The organism is Nonomuraea cypriaca (assembly GCF_015645445.1).
GTDB lineage: Bacteria > Actinomycetota > Actinomycetes > Streptosporangiales > Streptosporangiaceae > Nonomuraea > Nonomuraea cypriaca.
In genome coordinates this window covers 27,990-29,908 of sequence record NZ_JADOGI010000131.1, presented here as the reverse complement: position 1 = coordinate 29,908, position 1,919 = coordinate 27,990, and the positions used below count along the sequence as shown (strand labels likewise).

Below are 1,919 nucleotides of genomic sequence, written 5' to 3'. Positions count from 1 at the left end.
CTGCCGGACCACCAGCGATGCCAGCTCGTCATACGACGGACGGCGCTCCGGGGTCTTCGGCACCCAAAGATCATCGCACCTCGCGGACAGCCCTCACGCCAGCAAGATCGAGAGCTACTGAATGCCTACTGCTCAGCAGGCGTGTATCCGCCCTGTTGCCCGTACCGCATACCACGGTCGTGCCGCACCAGACGCGATCCGTCACGACTCGTAGACTCTACGCATTCAACCTGTGTAGCCGGGACAAGCAGCATTAGAAATTCAAAGTTCCCATTTAAGGAGAATGGCTTCGGCTTCGTTCGCGTCACCCTCTATAAGATGGAAAATAATGCTTTTGACCTCCAATGGAACACCTAGGCCAATGAACATATCAAGGAAATTGTCACGGGCGTTCGGGTTGAGCGTAAACAATGGATTGACCGGAGCGACTGCGCTACAGAGAATCATTGCTACGGAGTACAGATCGTCCTCGACAGCAGGCACCATACGGGTGGCTCGCATCGGAGCCACAAAACCCGGAGTTCCCCACGATGAGGCGTATTGCATGATTTCTGGATCATCATCGGATGTCACAGCGCTTTCGAAATCTACGAGCCACATCTGGAGCGTCTCAGGATTGATTATAATATTGTTCGGCGACAAATCCCCGAGCAAGATGCCGCGCCCGTGTACGTCCGCTACGGCACGAATCAGAGTTATGGCGGTATTTTTGAAGACCGGAAGCCATTGCTGGATTCTTCCAGGGCGTCGAACATAGGGAGCAAAGACTACATCATTTCGCGCCCAGTATGTACGCAGGTCGATGCCGTCGAGCAGCTCTTCTATTAGAAAGAAATGGCCGCCATCCTCGAAGAGATCGACAGCATTGGGCACGTAAGGAGAACTTTTCAGGAGTCGCAAGAAGTGGTATTCGCGCTTCAGCAGATCTACTGCGTCCCAGCTGTGATCACCGACAAGCCATTGATTGACAAAAGGGCGTGCCTCTTTCGCCAGGATAGCCCTACCGGTGTCTAGATCGACACCACGATAAACACCACCCGCATTGGAGAAGCCAATTGCTTTCTCGATGAGATACCGATCTCGCAGAAGAACTTCCTGACTATCGTCCACAATCGATTTTTGTCTCTCGCAAAATGGATCTTGGACCCAGTCAGGCAAATCGAAGTAAGGTAGCCGCCGATCGGGAACGTTCTCGCCGCCAGGTGAGACAATAGACAAAGTATGAGTTCCGTCAATGTTTACCGTTCGGTAAGATAGAAAACCTCCATACCGATAAAAAAGAATGTTGCTGTCTTTATATTGCCGGTCGGACAAAATGCGCGGGCCGGCGAACGCTTCATACTTCGTCTGCTGATACAGCAGCTCAATGAGCTCTATAAAAAGCTCCTCGCTCGGAGGGTATATGGTCATAAATTTGCCAGAGGATCCGCGCGCTTGACGCTTAGAATTAAGCATGCTATGCAAAGTAGGATCCCCCACTATTTTGAAATCGATACCATATTCAACGCATGCTGGAATGACAACATCGAGCACTGCACAGGCGTATGACAACGATGCCGAAACGTGGATCTTGAATCCCTGGCGAATTGGAGTTTCCGCAACGATTTTACTCGTAGGAGATAGCGCATGGACCCATATATCATTTCGCCTATGGGTCCATGAGGCTGGCAGAAGCCTTTGGAGTTGATCCGTGTATTCATTGGAGAGAGGCCGAACAGAAAGGGTTTCATAAAGGTAAGATTCCACTTGAAAAGTCATGTCATGCATGGACGACTTGAGCCTTTCATGAAGGCGGGCGGTCCCGCCGTCTATAGAGATCCGCCCGCGCTCCGGAGTTCTGGATAGCTTCCCATCTGTCCTTGCGGTGGAGTCGCTACTTTTGCGCCTCCAGACAGTGGTTGCTGATAGTGCTGTTACCG

At 51.5% G+C, this 1,919-nt stretch carries 1 protein-coding gene; it reads right to left on the bottom strand.

Translation table 11 applies throughout. The annotated features are described in order from the left end of the window. Positions 1–261 precede the first annotated feature (261 nt). Positions 262–1,919 (bottom strand): class III lanthionine synthetase LanKC N-terminal domain-containing protein (locus ITP53_RS34360; RefSeq protein WP_407941352.1); only part of this gene is annotated, 1,658 nt, incomplete at its 5' end.